19 protein-coding genes are annotated in these 25,180 nt (G+C 69.7%); 6 read left to right on the top strand and 13 right to left on the bottom strand.

Annotated features, from left to right (window positions below):
- Positions 1 to 149: 149 nt before the first annotated feature.
- Complete coding sequence (locus tag IE157_RS10335) at positions 150 to 2,183, top strand: DUF6541 family protein (RefSeq protein WP_145006302.1); 2,034 nt, start codon at positions 150 to 152, stop codon at positions 2,181 to 2,183.
- Positions 2,184 to 2,271: 88 nt separating this feature from the next.
- Here IE157_RS10335 and IE157_RS10340 read toward each other — a convergent pair whose 3' ends face one another.
- The 6 genes from IE157_RS10340 to IE157_RS10365 form a co-directional block, all read right to left on the bottom strand.
- Complete coding sequence (locus tag IE157_RS10340; protein WP_193519903.1) at positions 2,272 to 3,198, bottom strand: ABC transporter ATP-binding protein; 927 nt, start codon at positions 3,196 to 3,198, stop codon at positions 2,272 to 2,274.
- A 3-nt stretch (positions 3,199 to 3,201) separates the two neighbouring features.
- Entirely contained in the window at positions 3,202 to 4,074 is an 873-nt protein-coding gene (locus tag IE157_RS10345) for an ABC transporter permease (RefSeq protein ID WP_193519904.1), read from the bottom strand.
- A 98-nt stretch (positions 4,075 to 4,172) separates the two neighbouring features.
- Entirely contained in the window at positions 4,173 to 6,203 is a 2,031-nt protein-coding gene (locus tag IE157_RS10350) for a glycosyltransferase (RefSeq protein ID WP_193519905.1), read from the bottom strand.
- Positions 6,200 to 7,387 (bottom strand): UDP-galactopyranose mutase, encoded by a 1,188-nt coding sequence (gene glf / locus IE157_RS10355; RefSeq protein WP_035965266.1) that lies wholly within the window; start codon positions 7,385 to 7,387, stop codon positions 6,200 to 6,202. Before glf ends, IE157_RS10350 begins: the two co-directional genes overlap by 4 nt.
- Positions 7,388 to 7,630: 243 nt before the next feature.
- Positions 7,631 to 8,812: a glycosyltransferase family 4 protein gene (locus IE157_RS10360; protein WP_098053984.1), complete on the bottom strand. Its 1,182-nt coding sequence runs from the start codon at positions 8,810 to 8,812 to the stop codon at positions 7,631 to 7,633.
- Positions 8,813 to 8,832: 20 nt separating this feature from the next.
- Entirely contained in the window at positions 8,833 to 9,006 is a 174-nt protein-coding gene (locus IE157_RS10365; protein ID WP_156523378.1) for a hypothetical protein, read from the bottom strand.
- On the opposite strand from IE157_RS10365, the gene IE157_RS10370 reads away from it, so the two are divergent.
- A complete protein-coding gene (locus IE157_RS10370; protein WP_193519906.1) occupies positions 9,005 to 13,381 on the top strand; it encodes an FtsK/SpoIIIE domain-containing protein in 4,377 nt (1,458 codons plus the stop codon). The two genes, IE157_RS10365 and IE157_RS10370, sit on opposite strands and share 2 nt — an antisense overlap.
- A 150-nt stretch (positions 13,382 to 13,531) precedes the next feature.
- Here IE157_RS10370 and IE157_RS10375 read toward each other — a convergent pair whose 3' ends face one another.
- Positions 13,532 to 13,963: a hypothetical protein gene (locus IE157_RS10375; RefSeq protein ID WP_098053980.1), complete on the bottom strand. Its 432-nt coding sequence runs from the start codon at positions 13,961 to 13,963 to the stop codon at positions 13,532 to 13,534.
- 510 nt (positions 13,964 to 14,473) lie between these two features.
- Between IE157_RS10375 and IE157_RS10380 the strand changes: the two genes are divergently transcribed.
- Positions 14,474 to 14,722 carry a WhiB family transcriptional regulator gene (locus tag IE157_RS10380; RefSeq protein ID WP_019309413.1) on the top strand — a complete coding sequence of 83 codons (249 nt, stop codon included), beginning with the start codon at positions 14,474 to 14,476 and terminating at the stop codon, positions 14,720 to 14,722.
- Between the two features lie 79 nt (positions 14,723 to 14,801).
- On the opposite strand, the gene IE157_RS10385 is transcribed toward IE157_RS10380, so the two are convergent.
- The 3 genes from IE157_RS10385 to IE157_RS10395 are packed head-to-tail and all read right to left on the bottom strand — an operon-like array spanning position 14,802 to position 18,685.
- Positions 14,802 to 16,385, bottom strand: a complete 1,584-nt coding sequence (locus tag IE157_RS10385) for a sensor histidine kinase (RefSeq protein ID WP_193519907.1) — start codon at positions 16,383 to 16,385, stop codon at positions 14,802 to 14,804.
- A gap of 21 nt (positions 16,386 to 16,406) precedes the next feature.
- The gene (locus IE157_RS10390; protein ID WP_193519908.1) at positions 16,407 to 18,026 is read right to left on the bottom strand and encodes an AAA family ATPase; all 1,620 of its coding nucleotides are present in this window, start codon (positions 18,024 to 18,026) and stop codon (positions 16,407 to 16,409) included.
- The gene (locus tag IE157_RS10395; protein ID WP_193519909.1) at positions 18,023 to 18,685 is read right to left on the bottom strand and encodes an SAF domain-containing protein; all 663 of its coding nucleotides are present in this window, start codon (positions 18,683 to 18,685) and stop codon (positions 18,023 to 18,025) included. Before IE157_RS10395 ends, IE157_RS10390 begins: the two co-directional genes overlap by 4 nt.
- Before the next feature lie 227 nt (positions 18,686 to 18,912).
- Between IE157_RS10395 and IE157_RS10400 the strand changes: the two genes are divergently transcribed.
- The gene (locus IE157_RS10400) at positions 18,913 to 19,128 is read left to right on the top strand and encodes a helix-turn-helix domain-containing protein (RefSeq protein WP_085107605.1); all 216 of its coding nucleotides are present in this window, start codon (positions 18,913 to 18,915) and stop codon (positions 19,126 to 19,128) included.
- 24 nt (positions 19,129 to 19,152) lie between these two features.
- Here IE157_RS10400 and IE157_RS10405 read toward each other — a convergent pair whose 3' ends face one another.
- Positions 19,153 to 19,719, bottom strand: coding sequence for a hypothetical protein (locus tag IE157_RS10405; RefSeq protein WP_085107607.1), 567 nt, complete (start codon positions 19,717 to 19,719; stop codon positions 19,153 to 19,155).
- A gap of 178 nt (positions 19,720 to 19,897) precedes the next feature.
- On the opposite strand from IE157_RS10405, the gene IE157_RS10410 reads away from it, so the two are divergent.
- Together IE157_RS10410 and IE157_RS10415 are read left to right on the top strand one after the other, a co-directional pair.
- A complete protein-coding gene (locus tag IE157_RS10410) occupies positions 19,898 to 20,725 on the top strand; it encodes a LysM peptidoglycan-binding domain-containing protein (protein ID WP_193519910.1) in 828 nt (275 codons plus the stop codon).
- A gap of 168 nt (positions 20,726 to 20,893) precedes the next feature.
- Positions 20,894 to 21,343: an Rv3235 family protein gene (locus IE157_RS10415; RefSeq protein WP_193519911.1), complete on the top strand. Its 450-nt coding sequence runs from the start codon at positions 20,894 to 20,896 to the stop codon at positions 21,341 to 21,343.
- Between the two features lie 22 nt (positions 21,344 to 21,365).
- Here IE157_RS10415 and secA read toward each other — a convergent pair whose 3' ends face one another.
- Positions 21,366 to 24,146 carry a preprotein translocase subunit SecA gene (secA, locus tag IE157_RS10420; RefSeq protein WP_193519912.1) on the bottom strand — a complete coding sequence of 927 codons (2,781 nt, stop codon included), beginning with the start codon at positions 24,144 to 24,146 and terminating at the stop codon, positions 21,366 to 21,368.
- A gap of 268 nt (positions 24,147 to 24,414) precedes the next feature.
- Positions 24,415 to 25,119 carry a ribosome hibernation-promoting factor, HPF/YfiA family gene (hpf, locus tag IE157_RS10425; RefSeq protein ID WP_085107617.1) on the bottom strand — a complete coding sequence of 235 codons (705 nt, stop codon included), beginning with the start codon at positions 25,117 to 25,119 and terminating at the stop codon, positions 24,415 to 24,417.
- Positions 25,120 to 25,180: the final 61 nt, after the last annotated feature.

Consider the following 25,180-nt stretch of genomic DNA (forward strand, 5'->3'; position numbering starts at 1 on the left):
GCAGGGCGTCTGCGGGGAGCCTCGCTGGCGTCTCCGACTTCCCCGGCGGGCGGGCACCGCCCGATTGCACCCTGTGGGGTGTGCACGAGCCCCCGCCAGCCCCGTCCACTAAACTTCCCACGTACCCCGCCCCGTTGACATCTGGAGTCATGGATCCCTTGAGCTGGCCAGAAGCACTTCCCCCGTACGCTCTCGTAGCACTCCTCGTGGTCCTCCCTGGCACGCTGCTCAGCGTGGCCCTGGGGTTGCGGGGGCTCGCCCGATGGGCGTCGGTGGTGCCGCTTTCCGTGGCCGGCTTCTCCGTCTCCGCCGTCATCTTTGGTTTCGCGGGCGTGCCGTGGAACCCACTCACGGCGTCCGCGGCGTTCGTGGTCGCGGCCGTTATCCTGTGGCTCGTGCTGTGGCCCTCACGACGCCGCCGCACCGGTCCGTGGGCCGGGACCGTCCCGCTGCGGGAACGGATCAATAGCTCCGCCGTGGCCGTGGTGTGCGGTGCGGTGCTGGGGATCGGGATCGTGGTGCAGCGACTGCACCTGATCATGCAGCGCCCCGATGCCATCTCTCAGACCTACGACGCGAACTTCCACTACAACGCGGTGCGCTACATCGAGGACACCGGGTCCGCGTCCTCCCTGACCCTGGGTGGGTTGGGCGTCGTGGAACCAAGCTTCTACCCGGCGGCGTGGCACAACACAGTGGCGTTCGTGGCCCAGGTCGCCGACCTGCCCGTGGCGCTCACGGCGAATGCCATGACCATGATCGTGTGCGGCATGGTGTGGGTGCTGGGGAGCCTGTACTTCACCACCCGGCTGCTGGGTTCGCGTCCCGCCGTGGCGGTGGCCACGGGGCTGATGGCATCCAGTTTCCCCGCGTTCCCGTACCTGCTGAGCTTCTACGGCAACCTGTACCCCAACACGCTCTCCATCGCCATGCTGCCCCTGTGGCTGGGTCTGCTCGCGGATGCCCTGGGGCTGTCCCGGGAGCCCTACCTGCGCTCGAAACTCGCCCTGTGGCTGACCCTGCTCGCGGTCACCGGCGCCATGGGTCTCGCCCACCCCTCCACCGTGGTGGTGGGTCTCGCGCTGCTGTGGATCATGCTCGTGACCGCGTGGTGGCGCACGGTGCGCCGGACCCGCCCGTGGTGGATCAAGGTCCTCGGGGCCGTGGGTCTTGTGGCGATGCCCGCGGTGCTGCAGCAGATCTGGTTCGCCGCGCGCGCCTCGCAGACCGCGTCCTCGTGGCGGCCCCACGTCACCGAGGCGCAGGCCCTGGGTGAGGCCCTCGCGACCGTGCACCCGGACGCCCCCCACCTACCGTGGGTCCTGGTCCTGCTGGTCCTCGTGGGCGCGGGGAGCCTGCTGCGCCACACCTCCCGCTGGGTGGTGGGAGCATGGTTGTTCCTCGTGTGGCTCTACGTCCTGGTGGCCGCCTCGCGGGACTACTCCTTCCGCTACGACTGGACCGGTGTCTGGTACAACGACTCTCACCGGATCCTGGCGTTGATCCCCGTGGTCGCGGTGCCGCTGGCCACCGCGGGTGCCGTGGCGATCCTGCACTGGATCGTCTCCCACGTGCGCCAGACCCTCGGCCGGGCCGCGCGCAGCCGCCGGGCCTCCCCCGCCGTGCGGGACACCGCCGCTCGGATCCGGCCCGTGGTGCGTTCCCGCGGCGCGGCCGTGGTGGGCGGGGTGCTCGCCGTGGTCGTCGGGTGGATGCTGATCCAGACGCAACCCATGACCGACATCGTGGAGTACGGCAAGACGGAGTACGCGAGCGGGGTCGACTACCAGTTGCTGACCCCGGAGGAGCTGCAGCTTCTGCACGAGCTACCCGAGTACGTTCCCCCGGGAGCCACGGTGTACGGCAATCCCCTGACCGGGACCTCCCAGGCCTACTCGGTCGCGGGCGTGGACGTGCTGATCCCGCACAACGGCCTGATCGCGGACAAGGACGTCTCCACGATCGTCCACCACCTGGACGAGCTCACGACCGATCCCGCGGTGTGCCCCGCGCTGCGCCGCCACCACGTCCAGTTCGTCCTGGACTTCGGCACGCAACAGGTCAACCCGTTCGCGTACTTCGACACGAGCGGCTACTCCGAGCTCACACCCGAGAACGGGTTCGAGTTGATCGCCCAGACCGGTCCCGAGGCCAAGCTGTACGAGATCACCGGTTGCGACTGAGCGGCCCTTCGGCACACGACGACGCCGCCGCGAGACAGGAAATCTCGCGGCGACGGCGTCGTCCGAAGGTCGGGAAGCGGGGGCGGGCTCAGCCGGCCAGGGGCCCGTCCAGGTCCGGATCGTACTGGGGCACGAACTCTTCGCCACGCTCGGCGGCCTCGCGGGCCTGCCACTCGCGTTTGCGGCGCTTGTCCTCCAGAGCGCGCGCGAGGCCTTCCGCGTGCTCGCGGCGCACCTCCTCCTCCGGCTGGTTGCGCATGTGGGCGACGGCGCCGTAGACGTTGCCGTCGAAGACCTTGTTGCCGTGGTCCATCACGATCCCGCGCTCGCAGATGTCCATCACGAGGTTGAGGTCGTGGCTGACCACCACGAGGGTCTTGCCCCGGCGTACGAGGTCCTTGATCCGACCGATGCACTTCTTCTGGAACGGCTCGTCCCCCACGGAGAGGATCTCGTCCACCAGGAACACCTCGGGGTCCGTGTGGATGGCCACGGAGAACGCGAGGCGCAAGTACATGCCGGAGCTGTAGAACTTGACCTCGGTGTCGATGAACTCGGCGATCTCGGAGAAGGCCACGATGTCGTCGAACTTAGCGTCGATCTCCGCCTTGTCCATCCCCAAGATGGCACCGTTGAGGTAGACGTTGTCGCGGCCCGTGAGGTCCGGGTGAAAACCCGCACCCACCTCGATGAGCCCCGCGACGCGCTCCCGCGTGAGCACCTCCCCAGAGTCGGGGTTCATGACCCCGGAGATCATCTTCAGGGTCGTGGACTTGCCCGAACCGTTGAAGCCCAGCAGCGCCACGGTTTCGCCGTCGTAGACGTCGAACGAGACGTCGTTGAGTGCCGTGAACTTGGCCGTGAGGTCCCCCTTGCGGCCCTTCACGAGCCACACGAAGGCCTCCTTCATGGAGCGGGTGTGGCGCAGCACGAACTCCTTGGTCATGTGCCTGACCCGAATGGCGACGTCCGCCTCGGTGCGCTCGGGGGTGTGCGGCGTGACTGAACTAGACATGATTCACAGCTCCTGCGCGAAGTTGCCCTCTTGGGACCGGAACAGCCGGTCCGCGATCACGAAGAGGATCAGGCTGGTGACGATGGCCAACGGGGTCCAGCCCGTCATCAGATGGGGCGGGACGTGCCAGATCTGCGGGTTGTCCGTGGTGGGGAACCAGAACCCGTAGTGGAACAGTTCCACGGCCACCGTGAGGGGGTTGACCATGTAGACGTAGTACACCCAGTCCCACAGCTTCTCCCGCACCATGGTCCACATGTAGAGCACGGGCGAGGCCCACGTGGATACCATGACGATCAGGTCCACGATGTTCTCCGCGTCCCGGAAGAACACGTTGAACGTGGTGAACAACATGCCCAGGGCCAGGGAGAACAGGGCGATGATGAGCGTCCCCACGACCACGGCCAGCAATTGTTTGAGGTCCGGGCGCCACCCGGTCACGAAACACGCGAGCAGCAGGATGGCCAATTGCGGGACGAAGTGGATGAACGCGACCAGCAGGTTGGACACCGGGAACAACTGCCGTGGCAGGTAGATCTTCTTGAGCAGACCACCGTTGGCCACCACCGAACGCGATGCGTTGCCGAAGACCTCACCGAACAGGTTCATCACCACGATCCCCGAGAACAGGTAGACCGCGAAGTTCTCGATCCCCCGGTTCAGGTCCAGGAACACGCCCATGGCGATGTAGAACACCAAGAACTGCACGCCCGGCTTGAGGTAGGACCATAACAGACCCAGCACCGTGCCGCGGTACCTGATCTGGATCTCCTTGTCCACGATCAGCTTGAGCAGGAACCTGTTGGCGAACACGTCCCGCAGGCCGCGGTCCTGCCCCGGAGGCCGCAACTGCGTCGCGGGGGCTTGCATTTCCATCTGCCGTCCTTTCCTCGCACGGGCCGTTGTGCGCCGTGACCGGATACACGCCGACGCCGCACGCGGAAGTCTGCGTGCGGCGTCGTGCAGGGGCCAAATTACTGCGCGGGGCCGTTCTCCGCAAAAGTCCGCGCCCACGCGTCCACCGAGGTGATCTCCGGGAGGGCGGCGCGGTACTGCTCGCTCAGCGCGTCCCAACGGGAGAGCAACTCGGCGTGGAGCTTGACGCTCTCCACCATGAGCTCACGGACCTGAGCGGGGTCCCGGCGGTACCAGGACGCCCCGGTGCCGTCCGCGTTGGAGACGATCGCCGAGTCCAGGGACGCGAGGTAGGACCAGTGGCTGTCCATGTGCGCCACGCTGGCCTCCGGGTACTCCTTGGCCATGTCCCGCACGGGGCGCAGCGTCTGCTTGAGCACAGTGCGCACCGCCCACGGGATCAGCTGCGCCTTGGTCGGAGACTTGGGAGCCCCCATGGTGCGCGGGGGCTTCTTGCGCCGGACCGGCGGCAGGGTGGCCGGGTCCTTGACCACGCGCGCGTCCGAGTACTCGTCCTTCATGGCGCGGATCTCGGGCATGCGGGTGGGCAGCATGGCGTGCAGCCCGTCCGGGCCGTCCAGGACGTCCTGGATCGCGAGCAACACGGACTTGGCCGGGTAGTACTGCATGGACACCACGTGCTTGGTGTCCGTGGTCAGGGACTCGCGCAGCATCCGCCCGCCCTTGGCGAACGGAGAGTGCAGTAGGGCCGCGATCAAGCGGTTGCGCTCGTGGAAGTACGCCTGCCAGTCCACGGCGTCGTCCTTGTCCGCCCACGACACGTGCCATACGGCCGCACCCGGCAGGGAGATGGTCGGGTAGCCGGCGGCCTTCGCGCGCAGCGAGTACTCGGAGTCGTCCCACTTGATAAACACGGGTAGGGACAGCCCGATGTCCTCGAGGACCACGCGCGGGATCAAACACATCCACCAGCCGTTGTAGTCGGCGTCCCAGCGCCGGTGCAGCTGGGGGCGCGAACGCAGACCGCGCTCGGCGAAGTCCACGCCACCCAGGCCGTCGATGGGACCCCACAAGAACCGGTAGGGGTTCACGACCTCCGCGTACGCGTTGAGCAGGGGCTTGTTGTACATGTCGAACATGTGCCCGCCCACGATGGACGGGGTGTGGCACATGTCCGCGAACGCAGTAGCCCGCAGCACGCCCTCGGACTCGAGCAGGATGTCGTCGTCCAGGATCAGGACGTAGTCGGACTTCTCCACGCCGTTCGGGGTGTCCCGGCCGCGCACGACCTCGTACATGTTCCGGGCGAAACCACCGGAACCGCCCATGTTCCCCTGCCGGATCATCCGCAGCTTCCCGCGCATGGCCTTCTCGGCCTGCGGGAAATCGGGTTCGTCCTGGACCAGCTTGTTACCCTGGTCCACGATGATCAGCTCGTCGAGGACCTCGTCCAGGCCGTCCGCCTCGGCAATGGTCTTGATCGTGTTGACGCAGTAGTCCGGGCGGTTGAACGTCGTCACACCCAGGGTCACCCGGCCCACCGGACGGCCATGGGACGGCACGAGCCAGGACGCCGCGTCCAGGACCATGCCCTCCTCGTCCGCGATCAGGTCGAACCAGTACCAGCCACCGTCACCGAACGGGGCCAGCGTGAGCTCGAACTCGCACGTGGTGCTCCCGCTGACCCGACGGTCCTCGACGCGCTGCGCGACCCCGCGAGCATTCGTGCGGTACACGATGAGCGATCCGGCACCCGTAGTGCGCACGCGCAGCACCACGGACTCGGCCACGGTCCAGCGGCGCCAGTAGGACGCCGGGAACGCGTTGAAGTAGGAGCCGAACGAGACGCGTCGCCCGGCCCGGATCCGCACCGAACGGCGCGAGATGATGTCGTCCGGGTGCTGGTTGGCGGTGTCGGCGCCGGCCGAGGACGGGCCGTCCCGGTTGATGGGACCGTCGATGTACAGCGGCAGGGCGTCCAAGTCCTTGTTCGCGGGGAACACGACCCGGGCCACCTCCCGCAGGTCCTCCGCCGTGCTGGGCTCCGTGTTGATCTTGGCCAGGTACTCCTGGTCATCCGTGGTCTGCGGTTCGGGCTGGCTGGCCTGTTCCACGCGTTCGCTGCTCACTCGTCCACTCCTCCGCTGCTCAGGGGCGCACCGGAGGTGAAATGCGGTGCGATCTTGTTGTCCACCATGGACAATGCCGAGCCGATGGCCATGTGCATGTCCAGGTACTTGTAGGTGCCTAGGCGGCCGCCGAACAACACCGACGACTCCTCCTTGGCCAGATCCCGGTACGCGAGCAGCTTCTCGCGGTCCGCCTGCGTGTTCACGGGGTAGTAGGGCTCGTCACCCTTCTCGGCGAAACGCGAGAACTCCCGCATGATCACGGTCGCGTCCTTGGTGTAGTCACGCTCCGGGTGGAAGTGGCGGAACTCGTGGATGCGCGTGAACGGGACGTCCTCGTCCGGGTAGTTCATCACCGAGGTGCCCTGGAAGTCCTCGATGTCCAGGACCTCCTCCTCCAGATCGATCGTGCGCCACGAGAGGTCGCCCTGGGCGTAGTCGAAGTACCGGTCCACCGGGCCCGTGTAGACCACGGGGACCTGGCCCACCACGTTCGACTTGGAGAACTCCTGGGAGTCGTCGAAGAAGTCGGTGTCCAGGCGCACGTCGATGTTCGGATGGTCCGCCATGCGCTCGAGCCACGCGGTGTACCCGTCCACGGGCAGGCCCTCGTGGGTGTCGTTGAAGTAGCGGTTGTCGTACGTGTAGCGCACGGGCAGCCGGGAGATGATGGACGCGGGCAGGTCCTTCGGATCGGTCTGCCACTGCTTGCCGGTGTAGTGCTTGATGAACGCCTCGTACAGCGGGCGCCCGATCAGCTGGATGCCCTTGTCGTTGAGGTTCTGCGGATCCGTGCCCGCCAGTTCACCGGCCTGCTCGCGGATCAGATCGCGCGCCTCCCCCGGGGAGTACGCCGCGCGGAAGAACTGGTTGATCGTGCCCAGGTTGATGGGCATGGGGAACACCTCCCCCTTGTGCCGGGTGTACACCCGGTGCACGTAGTTCGTGAACGCGGTGAAGCGGTTCACGTACTCCCACACGCGCTCGTTCGAGGTGTGGAACAGGTGGGCCCCGTAGCGGTGCACCTCGATCCCGGTCCGCTCCTCGTTCTCGCTGTAGGCGTTGCCGCCCAGGTGGGAACGCCGGTCGATCATGGTGACCTTCAGACCCATTTCTCGCGCCGCTCGTTCCGCCACGGTCAAACCGAACAGACCCGAGCCCACGACCACCAGATCAGTGTTCATGTGTTTCTCCTAGCATCTTCCGCGATTCATGCACGGACATCGTCTGGCCTAAAAATACCGGACACCACCCCGTGCGCCCTGTGTGACCCGCACAGCGCCGCGCCTCATGAGCGCCGTCACACGGCGGCGTCGTGCGCGGGGTGCGACGCCGCTCGGCCGCATCGGCGACGGCGCCGCAGCTCGGAGGACGGCGGGGTTCACGTACCGCGGCGCCGGGATGACAGCGCGGCGCGCGCTCCGCGTTCAGCGGGCGTCCCGGGTGAAGCCGCTGAGCACCCACGCGGCGGCGGCTCGCCCCGACGCCGCGAGCGACGCGTTCTCGCGGGCCCACGTCCGACGGCGCTCACGCGCGCCCTCGCGCTCACCCGAGCGGGCGTCGTCGAGCGCGCGTTCCATGGCGTCCGCAACCGCCTCGGGGGTGAACTCCACGGGCGTTCCCAACCGGTTCTCGGACACGAGGCGGGCACCCGCGCCCACCCCGGCGTAGATGGACGGTGTGCCGCACGCGGCGGCCGCATAGAGCTTGGTGGGCTTGGAGAAGTCGTACCCGGTGTGCGGGATGACGGAGGCGAGGGCGGCCACGGCACCCCGCAGGAACGCCGCGGTGCGCGCCGGGGGCTGCACGCCGTGGAACACGACGTTGTCCGGGGCCAGCCGCGCGGCGACCTCCTGGACGCGGGTGAGGTCCGACCCGCGCCCCAGGACGTGCAGGGTCACCCCGGGGTGGCGCGGCAGGATCCGGGCGAGCGCCTCGATGAAGATGTCCATACCCTGCCATTCGGACACGGACCCCGCGTACACGAAATACGTTCCGTCCCACGGTTCGGCGGGGCCGTCCGCGGTGAAGGTGTCGGTGTCGATCCCGTTCTCGGCGAGGAACATCTTGTCCCGCCCGACCCCGGTCACGCGGCGCAGTTCCTCGCCCATCGACTCGGACACCGTGATCACACCGCCGGCGCGCCGGGCGGACACGGTCTCCGCGACGCGCATCAGCTGCGTCACCACCGAGGGGACGTCCATGTTCAGGGTCGCGGAGGTCCACACGTCCGGGTTGTACCAGATGTACGGACGACGCCGCAGTGCACTCGACAGCCATACCGCGAGTCCCGTGGTGGGGGGTGGTTCGCTCACCACGATGTCCGCGTCCATGGTGAGGAGGCGGGCGAAGGCCTGGACGTCGAAGCTCAGGTACTGGGCCACACCGCGGACGTAATCCTCGCTGTCCCGCAGAACGGGGACCCGCACGATGCGGTACGGCTCGTCCACGGTGGCCGCAGCCATGGCGCGGGGCGGGTTCGTGGTCAGGACCGTGACGTCGGCCCCCTCGGCGGCGAAGCCCCTGGCCAGGGCGGCCAGACGGAAGGACGCGGCCGCCGGTTCGGGGAGGAAGATTCGGCTGACGATGACAACCTTGCGGGGTCTCATGGCCTTTACTGTCTCATGATTCACGCCCCAATCCGGACCGCGTCCACGGCGCGTGCATGGGCGTTCGGTGGGAAGATCGGCCCGCGGTGAGCCCACTGCACGAGCGAGCCCTTGTACTCCCCCGCGCCGCGCGGATCCACACGGCGGGACGTGTCCTCGCCGCGGGCGGTCACCGGCGGGTGAAGTGCTGTCATGCAGTTGAGTCTCCGGATCACGTGGGCCGGTTCTGGCGTGGTCCACACTGCGCACCTCACCGCCGCATCGGGTGCGCGCGGGGCGGACCTGCGCGCCGAACTCGCCCGACTCCTGGGGACGCCGTGCACCGCCGTGGTCTCGGGCGTCGATCTCGCGGCCGCGCGCGTGGGCACCCCGCCCCTGACGGATGGTGCCACGGTGGTCCTGACCCCGGAGGCACGGACCCTCGACGACGCGGACGTGCCGGCCGGGCCCGCTCGGGCCTCGACGCCGGGTCCCCCATCCCCGGTCGTGCCGCTCGCGGATTCACAGGAGACCGCGTATCTCGTGGCCGTGGAGGGCGTCGGGGTGGGAACGCGCTTCCCGCTGGCCCGCGGAACGCATCAGCTCGGCCTCACGCCCCACGAGCCACGATTGCTCCCCGCGTCGCAGCTACGGAAAGATCCCGCCCACCCGACCCTGATCATGGATGACGTGGGCCTGCGGGTGCTCCCGGGAGGCGCAGCACTGCGGCACGGCGACCGGGTCCGCGTGCGGGCGGACGGTCGCGCGTGCACCCTGCGGGTCTCGTTCCCCCCGGCGCACACCGAGGACCTGGCCTGGCCGGATCCGGCGGTGCCCTCGGCAGGATTCACCGCCCAGGAGGCGGATCCGGCCCACCCCTTGCGTGTGGATTCCCCCGCGGTCGGGAAGTCCCGGATCGCCCTGATCACGGGTCTGCTCCCCCTCCTGGCCGGGATCGGTATCGCGGTGGTCACCCACTGGTGGTTCTTCCTGGTCTTCAGTGCCCTTGGTGCGGTCACGTCCGCGGTGGGTTGGTTCGGCGAGCGCGGCGCGCGGCGCGATCATCGACGTCGCCTGGCCGCGGCACTCCAACGGGACCTGCGCCGCTGTGAGAAGGCGGCGCCGTCGGCCGCGGAGATCGTGGCGCGCGGCCGGGCGGTGCGCAGCCCGTCCCGGAGTGACGGCGGCGGACCCCGCCCGGCCACCGCACTGTCCCATGACGCCACAACGCCCGGACGGATCGGCGCCCCTGCTGAGCGGACACATCGGTGGGTCCGGCTGGGTCACGCGGCACGGTCCGCGCACATCGTCGGTGACCGTGCGACGGCGCCTCGCGCGGCATTCCACTCCCACGCTCCCGTGTTACTGGATCTGGCGGGGATTGGCAGCCTGACCCTGGTTCTCGACCGGGAACGCGCGGAGGGTGTTCTCCATGCCCTGGCCGTGCAGTTGTTCACGGGGCACGCGGCGCTCGCCGCATTGCGCGTGTCCCCGGGCATCACATGGCGCCCGCCCGTGGCCCACGATCTGCTCGCAGCACCCCGCGAGAATCCCACGGCCTCTTCACCGGACCGGGACGTCGCGCTGGAGGTCGTGACACCGGCGTGGGCCGCCACCGCGCCGGCCACGCCCGGGACGCTTCGCATCATCGTGACGGCAGACCCGGAGGGTGCCCCCGGGGACACCGTCGTCACCGCGGGACCGGACGGCCTGCGGCTCAGCAGCCGAGTGGTCCATGCCGTTCCGGGGCTTGCGGAGACCGGGCGCGGGACGCACCTCGCGTTCACCCCGGACACCGTGACCTTCGACACCGCAGAGGCGGCGATCCGCGCGTGGCGACGAGCCGCGGGAGGCGCTCACGGTGGGCCACTGCCTCGCCGCGTGGGCTCGCACGAGCTGGTGGCCGCGCACCTCGGTCCGACCTCCACCTCGCTCGTCGGCACGTGCCGTGGCGGGTCCGCCGCTCGTCCCCAGCCCGCGACGTCGAACGCAGCACTGGCCGCGGTGTTCGGCGTGTCATCCGCGGGGCCGGAGGTCGTCCGGCTCAACGACGAGAACCCGCACCTGCTCGTCGCGGGCACCACGGGATGCGGGAAGTCGGAAGTGCTGCGCACCCTCGTCACGGGGCTCGCACACGCATTCCCACCCGAGCGCCTGGATTTCGTGTTCATCGACTTCAAGGGCGGGGCGGCCCTGGCCCCACTGACGGGGCTACCGCACGTCACGACCCTGCTCACGGACCTGGGACCCGACGAGGTCCGCCGCGCCCTGGCCTTCCTACGCTCCGAGGTGCAGCGCCGCGAGCGGGTCCTGTGCTCCCTCGGGCTCAATGATATGGCGCAGCTGCTGTGCGCCGCGAGCGGTGCACTTCCCCTACGGGAGCTCGTGGTCGTGGTGGACGAGGCCAGGATGCTCACGGATGCCTTCCCGGATGCGGGGCAACAGCTCGCGGTAATTGCCGCGGTGGGCCGTTCCCTCGGTGTGCACCTCGTGCTCGCGACCCAGCGTCCCCAGGGTGCATTGAGCGCGGACGTGCGCGCCAACATCACCCAGGCACTGTGTCTGCGGGTGCGCAGTGATCAGGAGTCGATGGACGTACTCGGAACCGCCGCGGCGGCCCGCATCGCCCCGGGCATCCCGGGCCGCGGGTTCCTGGACCGCGGGGACGGCCCGCCCGTGGAGGTGCAGGCGGCGGTCCTGACCCGCATGATCCCACCGCGACCCGAGCCCCTGGTGCTTCGTTTCGATCCCGGACCCCTTCCGAGCCCGCCCGCCGCGGGAACCGGGCACGTCCGCCTCACCGCGTCCTCGGAGCGGGAAGCCGGGGTCACCGCCGCGGTGCGCGACGTCTCCCGTGCCTGGCACGGGTATCCGCCGCCCACCTCCACTGATATGGCATCGTCTCGCGTTCCCGCCGACGCCGCTGTCCCACCGCCCCTGCCCCGCCACGTGCCCGCGGTGCGCACCGACGGTGACGAGGTGGATCTGGGTGCCGCGGAGAATCCGGCGGCCCACTGGTGCGGGCGGGTCTCGTGGCACCCGTGGCAGGACGGGCCGCTGTTGCTGATCGGACGCCCCGAGGCCACGCGCAAGGGACTGCGCGATGTGCTGCGGCGCTGCGCCCACATCCGGATCCCGACCGCCACGGACGAGGCACACACGGGGGTGGCGGTGTACGTCCTCACCGCCTCGGGCCAGCCCGTGGAGGGGCTCACCACGGCGGACGGTCGGCCCCTGCACCCCGCTGTCCGCGGCTGTGCCCGTGCGGACCAGCCCGGGGACGTGGCCCACCTGGTGCGACAACTCCATGAGGGGCTCGAGCACGCGTCCACCGTTCCCAGGGATCCCCCGTCACGCGCCGTCCTCGCCGTGGACGACTGGGATCGCTGTTGCCAGGTCCTGCGTGCGAGCACGTGGGCGCATCTGGAGGACGAGCTGGTGTCTCTCATGGCCACGGGTGCGTCCGGCGGGCTGTCCTGTGTGGTCGCGGGGGATCGCGCGCTGGTTGCGGGACGCGCGTCCCACCTCGGCTCCAACCGCTTGTACTTCCCACAAGGACAGAGCAGCGACGCCCTCGTGCAGTGGCCCCGCCTGCCCCCGTTCACGCCGCATCCCGAGCGAGCCGCCCTCGCGGGCCCGATGGCCGCCCGCTGCACGCCGTGGGGCGTGGAGGATTCTTCGGGGCACCTCGCGGTCGTCCAGCTCGCCAGGTGGCTCGGACCCGACGCGCCCGCGGTCGCCCACAGTGCCGCACCCGGACCCACCGTGCCCACGGGCCTCCGGGATGCCCGGCTCGTCCCGCCACGGCCCGATGAACCTGCGGGTGCACTCGCCGCCGCGTCCCAGGATTCCCCGGACGCACGGCGCACCGACGCCCCGACGCACCAGCCGGCGAACCCGTGGCCCACGTCCTTCCCCTTGCCCACCGTGTGGCATGTCCCCGATCGGTCCGTGGCCGGCTTGGTGCTGGGTGTCACGCGGGACGGGCAATGCGCCGTTCACCCGTGGGGTCCCGGTTCGACCCTGATCGTCGCCGGCCCGGCGCGGTCGGGGCGATCCACGTTCCTCGACGCCGCCCGTTCCGGGTTGGCTGCACGCGCATCCGGAGACGGCGGGCCAGGACATCTCGTATTCGCCGGCTCCCCCAGCACCGCAGCCGAGGCCGAGGAGCTCCTGCACGCCGCCAGGTCAGCTGATCGGTCGGCCACGATCGTGATCGACGACGCGGACCACCTCACCTCCGATGTCCTGCGGGCACTGGCCACCGCGTGGTCCCCGCATGCTGCCCCGGTCGAGTCCCACCAGGCGGCGGACAGCTCAGCCACCGCCTCGGCCCAGCCCGGGGCACGAATGATCGTGGGCGTGCGCCTCACGGATGCGCTCGCGGGGACCTTTCCCCCGCTACTCGCGTGGCGACAGCACGCGGACACGCTCCTGGTGCGTCCACGGCGGGTGTTCGACGGTGACGTGTTCGGCGTGTCCCTCACGGGCCTTGCGCTGGGCGGGCCGCCCGGCCGCGCGGTCTGGGTGCACCGCGGCCTCGCGGAACCGGTGCAGCTGCCCGCGCCCGCGCAGGCGGTCACAGGGTGAGAGGTACGACGACGCTCGGCCCCGTTCGGCGGGCCACGCCCCGCAACCGTCCGGTCACCCGGGGGCCGTTGCGGTGGACGCCATCACTGCCGGCTCGCGCGAGCATCGGTGCCTGAGGTCCCGGCGTGCTCCGCGGGAGGTCCCGCGAGGTCAGCGAGCGACGTCGTCGTGGGTGCGATGCATCCAGGCGACGGTGCGCGGTGCGAACAAGCACAGGACGGTGACCACCGCGATCGCCGCGACCACGATCCCCCAGAAGCCCATGGTGAGCTGCAGGAAGGACAGTCCGACGATCAACAAGAACGCCTGAGACACCAGGACCGCGGCGCGCGGCCAGCGTAAACCTCGCCAGGTCCCGCGGGCCGCCGCGCCGAGCCACAACGCACCCGCGGCGAGCACCACGGTCGCGAAGATGATCCCCGCGATGGGTAGGACATGCACGGAGAACAGGGAGACGACCAGGCCCACGGCAACCGCGAGCAATGCCGCACCCTCCAACGCCACCAGCACGGTGATCACGGATGCAGTCCAGGGCCGGGAGCTCGCGGCTCCGGGGGCGGTACGACGATCCGGGGCGGCCATGCGGAAAACCTTTCGGCGGGAACGGGAGCACTCCCACTGTAGTGACCGCATCGGCCCGCGGTCGGTGACGGATGCCGGGAACCTGTCCCGTCCGCTGATGCCGGAGGCCGATGCCACCGGTCGGTGCCGACGGCTCATTCGGGAAACCGGTCCTAACACTCGGTCCCGGCCACCGATGCCGGCCGTCGGCCGCGCGGGCAGCGGCCCGAGCAACCGGTCCCACGGGTCCGTCTCATCGGTGGGTCCCAGCCGCCGGTACAGGGGCCGGCCTCGCGCACGGACATCCGGCGGCAATCGTTGCGGGGGGCGCCTTGGGATGTGATATAGCGCTCACACCCTTGTTTACTGTGTGTTTACGTGGGAAAATAATGGGCAGAATCCCCAGGGCCCGACATTCACGGGCCTTTTCTGTGTGTCATTCCCCCCGGAAATCCGCGACGCGGCCCGCTGCCGCATTGCTTGGGATGCGCACGGGCCCGCACCCACGAACCCGAAAGGAGCCGTGCCGTCATGGATTGGCGTAGTCGCGCAGCTTGCCTCGAAAAGGATCCCGAACTGTTCTTCCCGGTGGGCAACACCGGCCCCGCCCTATTGCAGATCGAGGAAGCCAAGGCCGTGTGCCGCACGTGCGAGGTCATGGACACGTGCCTGCAGTGGGCCCTCGAATCCGGTCAGGACGCCGGTGTGTGGGGCGGTATGAGTGAGGACGAACGGCGTGCGTTGAAGCGCCGCGCCGCCCGCGCCCGCCGCGCCTCCTGAGTCCGTTCCCCACGGCGGCCCGTGACCTGCTCCCACGAGCAGGTCACGGGCCGCCGTCGTCCGCGGCCGGCTGGGCGTGTCAGGAGCGCCCGGACGTCGCCCGCGGGAACCGGGCGGTGATGATCACGCTCGTCCCACCCCCGTCAGCGGGTTGCCACCGGATGCCGCCCTGCAGCTCACCGGCCACGAGCGTGCGCACGATCTGCATCCCGAGTCCCTCGCCCTCCGCGGGTGGGCGGTAGGCGTCCACACCGGATTCCTCGATCACGGCGTCCCCCATGCCGCGCCCGTCGTCGTTGATCGCGATCTCGACGACGCGGTACCTCTCTCCCGCGTCCGTGACCTCGTCCTGCCGGTGCGTCACCGCGAGCTCCACGGTGCCGTCCCGGTCCTTGAGCCCATGCTCCACGGCGTTGGCCACGATCTCGTTGACCACGAGGGCCACGGACGTCGCGCTCTTGGACGGCAACCGCCCGAACCGGCCGCTGACCCGGGTGCGCACGTGCTGGCCCGCGGAGGCGGTCTCCACCGCGAGTTTGACCTGGTGGCGGATGAGGTCGTCGAAGTCCACGTCCTCCGAGATCTCGTGGGACAGGGACTCGTGCACGCGCGCGATCGCACTCACGCGCCGCATGGCCTGCTGCAGGCCGTTGCGTCCCTCGTCGGAATGCATGCGCCGGGACTGCAGGCGCAGGAGGGCGGAGACCGTCTGCAGGTTGTTCTTGACCCGGTGGTGGATCTCCCGGATCGTCGCGTCCTTGGACACGAGCTGCAGGTCGCGGCGCCGCAGTTCCGTGACGTCCCGGCACAGCAACAGCGCCCCGGTGCGTTCCGGGCCCTCCCGCAGCGGGATCGCACGCAGCGTGGCGGAGGCCTTGCCGGTGGCCAGTTCCGCGCGCCACGGCATGGTCCCCGCGAGCACGGGCGCCAGGGTCTCGTCCACGCCCGGGGTGGTCAGGGGCAACTGGCGTGCCACGTGCAACAGGTTCTGCCCCGTGATGTCCCCCGCCAGACCCAGCCGCCGGAACGTGGACAGACCGTTGGGGGAACAGAACTCGACGCTCCCCTCGGCGTTGAGCCGCATCATGCCGTCGCCCACGCGCGGGGCGCCCCGGCGGGAATCGGTGCGCACCGCGAAATCCGGCCACGTCCCCTGGTTCGCCATGCGCAGCAGGGCCGAAGCCAGCTCGTGGTACACGAGTTCCATGCGGGACGGCAAGCGGTCGTGCTGGGGGTCCGCGGTGAGACTGAGGACGGCGATCGTGCGGTTGTTGCGCACGAGCGGCACGAGGGTGACCGACCGCGACGCGAGGCTCGACCACTCGGACGGACCGGCCCGTTCGATCCGCCGGTCCACCCACGCCCTGCGCAGTGTGAACGCAGCCTCGCCACCCACGACCTCCCCCACCATGTCTTTCTGGTAAGCGGTGGGTCCCGTGGTGGGCCGGGCGTGCGCCAACACGAGGAACTCGCTGCCCTCACCCGGGATCGGATCCCCCGTGGGGCTCTCGGCGGCGGGGATCACGTCCGCGGGGAAGCACAACAGCAGGTCCCCGAAGCCCAGGTCCGCGACCATCTGCCAGTCCCCCACGAGCAGGTGCAGCCACTCGGCGTCCCCGGCGTCGAAGTCCGGGACAGATCGCAACGGATCCGTGAAGGCCATGGAACGCTCGCTTTCCGATGCTCAACCGCGGCGCAACCACGCGCCCATCCGACGCCCCAGCCTAGTCCCCGCCGGACCCGCTCCCGCGCCCACGGGTTCTGCCGCGCCCTCGTGTGCATCGGGCTCACGCATCCGCCGCACGAGCTCCGCGAGCCCACTCATCTCGTGACGTAGCGTGCTGCGTGGCGCTGTCTCCGAGAGCACAGCACCGGCGAGCAGGGCGTCGTCGCACGCCTTGGCGTCCCACGAGAGGGTGTGGGCCACGGGGTGCCCGGGCGAGAAGCGCTCCCAGGCCTCCCGCACGGACTCGGCCGCGGAGCGACCGGTGGCGGCGGCGCGCAGTTTGTTCATGACGACGACGATCCGCGCGTCCGGTGCCGCGTCCAACAGGTCCGGCAGAGCCTTGACGAGCCGCGGTACGCCGAGGGTGTCCGCTGCGCCGAGTGCTATCACCACGTCCGCGGCCGCGACCGCGGTCAGCGTCCCGGCATTGCGCCGCGGGGCCATGAAGTCGGAACTGATCTCCTCGTCGGACTCGAGGCCGGAGGCGGTGTCCACGACCACGGCGTCGTAGTCCTTCCGGGCACGGTCGAGCACGAGGTCCAGGGCGGAACCCCGGATCTCGGGCCAGCGGTCGTAGCGGGTGATCCCGGTCAGGACGTCCAGCGAGGCGCCCGCGACGGACACCGTGCTCGCGCAGCGTCGCAATCCCTCCCGGTCCAGCCGCGCCTGATCGGCGAGCCGGCACGCCTGCGCCAGCCCCGCGGCTTCGTCCAGCATCCCGAGGCTCGCCGCGACCGAGGCGGCGTAGGTGTCCGCGTCTACGAGCAGCACACGCCGCCCGAGCAGGGCAAGTTCGGCGGCGAGATTGAGCGAGGTGACCGTGCGGCCGGGGGCCCCCATCGGTCCCCACACGGCGATCACCCGGCAGGCTTCGGCATGGTCGAGGGCGTCTGAGTCATCGAGGTCGTGCGCCGTCGCGGGATCGCCGGATGACCCACCGGGTACGGCAGCCCCCGAGCCGAGTCCGGCGGCGTCGGGGCCGATGTGACCTTCCCCATGGGTGCTGTCCGGGGAGGATGCGGACTTTGCGACTGCTCGGCCCGCGGCTCGCCCGGCTGCTCCTTCGCGCGACGCCGGCCCGTCCGCGGGTGCATCAGTCGCCGCCGCGCCGTTCGATACCGCTGCCTTCGATGCCATTCCCTTTGACGACGTTCCTCTCGACGCCGCTTTACGCTCGGGTGCCGGGCGTTCGCCCGGCGCCGCAGCGCCGTCGTCCCGCACCGACGACGGCGAGCGTGCGGGACCGAGCATCGCGCGGGTGATGATCCGGGCCAGCTCCTCCCCGGTGGCGTCCGGGGGTACGCTGCCGACACCCAGACGCTGCACGCGGGACTCGTCGTGTCCCTCGACCACCAGGACCCGCAGGTCGTCGGTCTCGAGTTGATCGAGCAGGCTCGCGGTGAGCTCCTCGGCGCCCTCCGCGACGAGCGCCACGTGGGCCATGCGGGTGTGGGCGCACGCGAGCAGCTCGGCGAGGTCCAGACAGCGCCGCACCACCGTGACGTCCCCGTGCAAGCGTTCGAGCCGGTCCACGAGCGGCCACGTGCTCGTCCCGAGCGTCACCACTGAGATACTCACGAGCCGGAACCCGCCGTGTTGAGCACCAGGGTCACCTTGGCGTCGTTGCCGAGCGCGTCCACGAGCGGACCCACCTGGGCCTGCGTGACGAGCACGTAGACCGTGGCCGAGGCGTTACCGCCAAGCGCCGTGTCCTTGGTGTCCACGCGCGCGATTTCCGCGCCCGTGACGAGTTTCTCGGGCGCCCCGTACCCGCGCCCCGTGGGTTTGGGCTCGGCCACCCACACGTCCACGCGGGACCCCGCCTCCGCCTGGGCCGGCATGGGGGTGGTCAGGGCGACCCCCACAGGTGTGCGGTCGAGCTCGTCCGCGGTGCCCACCGCCGCAGCCGGCACGAGTTGCCCGCGCGCCACGCGCTGGGTCACCACCGCGTTCTCCCGCAGTTGCCCGTCCGGGACGTACTGCGCGGAGGAATCCTGCAGGTGTGCGTCCACCGTGCCCAGGTCCTCCCGCGTGATCCGTTGCCCCACGGAGAGGTCGTTGGCCGCGACGTAGTACGGCTGGGTACGGTTGGCCGTGGCGACCAGCAGGGTCACCCCCAGCACGGAGAGCAGGACCAGCAGCAGCCCCACGAGCAGCCGCGGATCCCGCCAGGACGGTTTGCGGAATCGTGCGGCCGTGGACCGTCCCGAGCGCTCGAGCGCCGCGGTGCTCCCCATGCTGACATCCTTTCGTGATGCGCCGGCCCCCGCCGGCTGCACCCGAGTGTGCCGCGTCGCACACCGCGCTGGGAAGTGTGACGAACGACCTGTGGACGGAGGTGGCCACGTGTTCATTCCGCCCAGGACCTGTTGATAACCCGCCGCCTACCCCCTCACGTGGGACAATGACGAGCGAACCCCAATGAAACAGCATGCAACGGCACCTAAGAAAGTGATGGACCGGAATGTCCCAGCAGCGATTCCTCACACTCGCGGACGTCGCCGAGATCCTCTCGATCTCCGTCCCGCAAGCGCGTGCCATGGTGCGTTCGGGGGAGCTTCCCGCGATCCAGGTGGGCGGCCGGGGGCAGTGGCGCGTGGAGACGGTCAAGCTGGAGGAGTACATCCAACAGGGCTACGAGCGCACCGAGCAAGCGGTGCGTGAGGGCACCCTGCACTGACACACCCTTGGGACGCCGGGCGACTCACCCCGCATCGAGGGACGAGACCAGCGCCACGGCATGGAACCCCACCGTGCGCACCGCGGTGACCGAGCTGCGTCGGCGAAACTGGTCCTGCGGGTGCACCGCGACGTCGAAGAAGTCCTGACCCACGGCGTCCACCGTGCCCTCGATCTCCCCGTGACGGGATTCGTCCTGCAGCACGACCCGCACGTGCACGCGCGCGGTGCTGAGGGCGCGCAGGACGTGGCCCATGCCGAGCCTGCGGATGGTCGAACGTTCCGGGAGCACCTCGAAGCGACGCGGTAGTCCCTCCCACCACACCACGCTGTGCAGTGGGACCAGGTGCTGGAGGTGCCGCTCGCGCACCACAACCCAGCCGGAGCCCACGTCCGCGAGCTCTCCCTCCAGGGTGTCACCGCGCGCTGGGCGCAGCCGCACGGGACCGCCGCGGTGTGCCGCGAGCCGCTCGAGCAGCGTGAGTCGTGACAGCTCCGCGCGCGCGGTCTCCACGGCCTCCTGCTCCACGAGCCGCACCCTGGCCTGCTCGAGTTGGGCCTCCATGTCCTCGAAGAGGTCGTCCCAGCGCATCCGCCACCGTCCTTGGGTCTCGGGGTCCTGAGGTCACGCTACGGCGTGCAGGGGCCGGCTCCGCGTCGGATGTCATGCCGACATGAATGCAATTGCAACGATGATTGACAGCCGACCGAGACCGCTGAATGATCTAGAAATGTCAAACGGCATCAAACAGCACTATTCGGAGGCAAATATGTCTACGATCCATCGATCGGCACCTTCCACCGGCACCCGCTTGGCCGTCGCGTGGCTCGGCGTCCCCGTGCTGGCCGGGGCGCTGGGGGTTCTGGGCCTCGGATATGCGCAGACTCTGCGCGCCACAGGATCCGGTCAAGACCCCGACCTGTTGGTCGCGGTGGTCGCGGCGGGTGCGTGCCTCGCCGTGGCCGGGTGGTGGGTCGGTGGACTGGTGATGCTCGCTCTCGCCCGGGCGGCCCGGCGACTGCGCTGGCACGGCCTGGAGCGGTGGGCCACGCACCTCACGCCCGCCCTGGTCGCGCGCACCGCGGTCGCCCTCGTGGGCGTGCAGCTCGTGGTCGTGGCACCCGCCCACGCCGACGACGCCGCCCTCGACCCCTTCTGGGCCCCGGCCACCGCCGGTACCGAGCAGCTCGCGGAGCCCTCCGCCCCCGCGCCGGAATCCGTTCAGGAAGCTGTTCCCGACGCCGCACCCGGAGCGCAGACGAGCGGCCCGGAAGCGACCCCCGAATCCACGGCCGCTCCTGTACGGGCCCCGGAGGCCTCGACCCCGATGCTCGAGCCGGCCAACCCGCCCGCTGGGCAGCGCGTCTCCAATGGCGTCCTCACCGTGATGGCCGGGGACACCCTGTGGGGCCTCACCGAACAATTGCTGGGGCCGGGGGCCACGGACGCCACCGTGTGCCACAACCTCCCGGCGTGGCTCGAGCTGAACGCCGTGGCGCACCAGGGGGATCTGATCCGCCCCGGGGACCAGTTACGCGTTCCGCCCCACCTGCTCGATCCGGCGGGCACACCGCACGAGGAGCGCTGCACCGGATAGGTCTACTCCAGGCAGGTCCGCCCTGGGATCCATGACTCCAAACACGGCCACTTCAGGACCCACGCGGGCCCCGGAACACCGTCGGGAACTCGCCTCGCGGCGGGGCCACAACCTCTCTCCATCGTCCCCGGGCCGTCCGGCCCACCCTTCGTCACCGAGGAGCACACCATGAGCATCGCCGTCCCCGAATCAGCACCCCGCACTCCCGCGGGCGGTTACACGTGGCGCCAGGACCGCACGGTGGCGGCCCTCACGGGCAAGAACGAGATGGAGCGGGTCGGCGCGATCGCCCGCAGCATCGGGCAAGCCGCGGTGGAGATCCTCGCGGGCACCCGCCCGGCGAACCAACTGTCCCGGTGGACGGAGCCTGAGATCGTGGAACGCTTCACCCAGCGTGCGGCCATGCTCAAGCTCGTGCAGGAACAGTGCCCGGACCGGCGCGCCGTGTTCGAGGTGCACCGCGCCGCCCGGATCCGGCGGATCCGGGTGTGCAGCCCGGCCCCCGGGTGCTACGAGGCATCCCTCGTGGTGGAGGAATCCACCCGGGCGCGCGCCGTGGCGTTACGGATCGAGCGGATCGCGCGGCAGTGGCGGGTCACCCATCTGGAAGTCGGGTGATCTCGCCGAGCCCAGCCGGGCCTCAGCGCCGCTTGCCCCGCTTCGCCTTGCCGCCGGCCTTGCCGGACTTCCCCCGGCGCTGGGCACGGTTGGCCCCCTCGCCAGCGGAGGTGGCGCCGTCGGCGTCCGAGGCCCCGTTCGTCGTCGCCGGCTCGGTGTCCGCCGCAGGCTCGTCGTCGTCGGAGGACACCCGGGGCTCGGACTCCACGGCCGCGCGCGGCGTGCCGTCCTCGTCCGGGGCGGTGTACTGCAGGAACGCGGGACGCTGGGGCGTCGTGAGCTCCACGGCACCGCCGTCCGCACCGGTGCGCTGCTTGCGGACCTCCAGGTTGAACAGCGTCACCACGGTCTGCTCGCGGATGGCGGCCATCATCTCCTGGAACATGGCGTGGCCCTCGCGCTGGTACTCCACGAGCGGATCGCGCTGGGCCATGGCGCGCAGCCCGATCCCCTCCTTGAGGTAGTCCATCTCGTAGAGGTGCTCGGGCCAGCGCTGACCGATCACCGAGAGCAGGACCCGGCGCTCGAGGTTGCGCATGGCCTCGGAACCGAGCTCGTCCTCGCGTTCCTTGTAGGTGACCGCGGCGTCCGAGAGGATCTGTTCCTGGAGGAAGTCCGAGGTCAACCGCGGGCGGCCACCCGCCTCCTCGAGGACCTCGTCGCGGGTCAGGGACACGGGGTAGATGGCCCGCAGCGCGGTCCACAGCGCGTCCAGGTCCCAGTCCTCGGGGTGACCCGTCCCGGTGTGCTCCGTGATCACCGACGTGATGACCTCGTCCGTGAACTGCCGGATCTGGTCCTCGATGTCATCGCCCATGAGGATCCGCTTGCGATCCCGGTAGATCACCGCGCGCTGGCGGTTCAGGACGTCGTCGTACTTGAGCACGTTCTTACGCTGCTCGGCGTTGCGCCCCTCCACCTGGTTCTGCGCGTTGGCGATACCGGAGGTGATCAACCGGCCCGTCACGGGGACGTCGTCCGGGGCGATCGCCATGAGCCGCTGCGCCGCACCGGGGTTGAACAGGCGCATGAGGTCGTCCGACAGGGACAGGTAGAACCGGGATTCCCCCGGGTCCCCCTGACGACCGGAACGCCCGCGCAACTGGTTGTCGATCCGGCGGGACTCGTGGCGCTCCGTGCCCAGGACGTAGAGCCCCCCGGATTCGAGGACCTCCTCGTGTTCCGTCTTGGTCGCGGCCTCGCATTCCGCGAGGACGTCGGGCCACCTCGCCTCGTACGTCTCGGCATCGCGCTCGGGGTCCAGGCCGAGTTCGGCCATCTTCTCCACGGCGTTGAACTCGGCATTGCCGCCCAGCATGATGTCGGTGCCTCGACCGGCCATGTTGGTGGCCACGGTGACCGCACCCTTGCGGCCGGCCTGGGCCACGATCGCGGCCTCACGCGCGTGGTTCTTGGCGTTGAGCACCTCGTGACGCACACCGCGCTTAGCCAGCAGACGGGAGAGGTACTCCGACTTCTCCACGGACGCCGTACCCACGAGGACGGGCTGGCCCTTCTCATGGCGGTCCTCGATGTCCCGCACCACGGCGGCGTACTTGGTGGCCTCGTTCTTGTAGACCACGTCCCGCTTGTCCTCGCGGGCGATGCCGCGGTGCGGCGGGATGGCCACGACGCCGATCTCGTACGTGTTCATGAACTCGGCCGCCTCGGTCTGGGCCGTACCGGTCATGCCCGAGAGCTTGTCGTACAGACGGAAGTAGTTCTGCAGGGTGATGGTGGCCATCGTCTGGTTCTCGGGCTTGATCTCCACGCCCTCCTTGGCCTCGATGGCCTGGTGGACGCCCTCGTTGTAACGCCGCCCGGACAGCACACGGCCGGTGTGCTCGTCCACGATCTTCACCTCGCCGCCCGCGACGATGTAGTCCTTGTTCGCGCGGAACAGTTCCTTGGCCTTGATCGCGTTGTTGAGGAACCCGATCAGCGGGGTGTTCTGGGACTCGTAGAGGTTGTCGATGCCGAGCCAGTCCTCGACCTTCTCGATCCCCGGTTCGAGCACGCCCACGGTGCGCTTCTTCTCGTCGACCTCGTAGTCGGTCTCCCCGTTGAGCTTCTCCACGACGGTCGCGAACTCGCGATACCACCGGTTGGCCTCCCCGGAAGCCGGTCCGGAGATGATGAGCGGGGTCCGCGCCTCGTCGATGAGGATGGAGTCCACCTCGTCCACGATCGCGAAGTTGTGCCCGCGCTGGACGAGCTCCTCCTTGGACCAGGCCATGTTGTCCCGGAGGTAGTCGAAGCCGAACTCGTTGTTCGTGCCGTAGGTGATGTCCGCGGCGTACTGCTCACGCCGGGTCGCAGGGTCCTGACCGCTCAGGATCACGCCGGTCTCCAACCCCAGGAAGCGGTAGACACGGCCCATGAGGTTGGCCTGGTACTCGGCGAGGTAGTCGTTGACCGTGACCACGTGCACGCCGTTGCCCGCGAGCGCATTCAGGTAGGCCGGCGCCGTGGCCACCAGGGTCTTGCCCTCACCGGTCTTCATCTCCGCGATGTAACCCAGGTGCAGGGCGGCACCGCCCATGATCTGGACGTCGAAGTGGCGCTGGCCCAGGGTGCGGGACGCGGCTTCGCGCACGGCCGCGAACGCCTCGGGGAGCAACCGGTCGAGGGACTCGCCGCCCTGGATACGTTCACGGAACGAGTCGGTCTCGGCGCGCAGCTCGGCGTCGGAGAGTTCCTTGAAACTGTCCTCGAGGCTGTTGACGGCGTCGGCGTAAGTTCTCAGCCGCTTCAGGACCCGCTTGTCCCCAGTGCGAAGAACCTTTTCCAGGAATGACGCCACGTGTGTTCGCTCCTCCGAGATCAATGGTGGGCACCGGCAGGACAGTGGGTGCACCGCCGAACAGTGTACGTGAGCCAGGCTGGACGCCGGCCGCGTGCCACCGCGCCGGGCACCGGGTGGCCCCCGGACGGGTGGCCGCGGAATCCCCGATGCCCCCTCGGCAGACGCGGGATGGGCAACGACCAGGTTCCCGCTACCCGCTCGCCGGGCACGGGACGGGCCCGGCGACGTAGTCGCGGGCCCGTCCTCGGTGCGGTGCTGCGAATACTCAGGAGGCCGCGGAGTTCGCGGTGTCGGGCTGGTAGGCCCGCGCCTTCTCCTCCCCGGAGCGTCCGTCATTGCTGAGACTGATCACCCCGTACTCCCACCCCTTACGGCGGTACACGGCGGAGGGTTCCTGGGTCTCCTTGTCCACGAACAGGAAGAAGTCGTGACCCACGAGCTCCATCCGGTCCACGGCCTCGTCCACGGTGATCTCGTGGGCGGGGAAGCGCTTGCGCCGGATCTCCACGGGGGTAGGGGGGTCGCTCAGAGGGTACTCGGTGCTGAAGGCCTCGTCCTCGGCCGCCGCGAGTTCTTCCTGGCTGGCATACGTGGGAGTCGGTCCCGAAGGGTCCACGGGCAGCGATCCCGTGGCCTCGTGCACGGCGATGGGCCTCTGGTGCCCGGTGCGGTGGACCTTACGGCGGTCACGCGCCCGACGCAACCGCTCCACGAGCTTGGCGTAGGCCTCGTCGAACGCCGCGAACTTGTCGTCGTTGCGCGATTCGGCGCGCACCAGGGGCCCGCGCCCCACGACGGTGATCTCCACCCGCATGCCCTGGTGGCCGGAGGCGGCGTGTTCCTTGGTGACCTTGACCTCGATGGATTGGACCTTGTCGCCGAGCTGCTGGAAGCGCTCGCTCTTCTCCTCGACGTATTCCTTGAATCGGTCCGGCAGGGTGACGTTGCGGCCTAGGATGTTCAGTTCCATGAGACCCTCCACATCTTGGGGATGACGCGGGATGTGCTGCTCTCCCACACGGGACACCTTC

Origin of the sequence: Kocuria marina, from assembly GCA_014652975.1 — a bacterium.
GTDB lineage: Bacteria > Actinomycetota > Actinomycetes > Actinomycetales > Micrococcaceae > Kocuria > Kocuria marina.